Consider the following 286-nt stretch of genomic DNA (forward strand, 5'->3'; position numbering starts at 1 on the left):
CTCACGACTTGCATATTTCATCATGGCAAGGAACAAATGCTCAACGGAAATATATTCATCCCCCATCTGCTTTGCCTCATCTTCAGCATGAATCAAAACATTATTCAGATCCTGGCCGACATAAGCCTTGCCTCCCTGAACCTTTGGTCTTTTCCCAATCGCCTGCTCTACACGATTTACGAAGAGCTGACTCTGGATACTCATTTTTTCAAGTAATTTTAAAATCAGGCTGTCATCCTGCGTAAGCAATGCATACAGCAGATGTTCCTGTGCCAGTTCCTGATTG

General features: G+C 43.4%; 1 protein-coding gene. It reads right to left on the reverse strand.

What is annotated here, in order from left to right; translation table 11 throughout:
* Positions 1-286 (reverse strand): Clp protease N-terminal domain-containing protein (locus PZH32_RS14085; RefSeq protein WP_275208891.1); only part of this gene is annotated, 286 nt, incomplete at both ends.

The sequence above is a fragment of the Adlercreutzia equolifaciens genome (genome assembly GCF_029076695.1).
Taxonomy (GTDB): domain Bacteria; phylum Actinomycetota; class Coriobacteriia; order Coriobacteriales; family Eggerthellaceae; genus Adlercreutzia; species Adlercreutzia equolifaciens_A.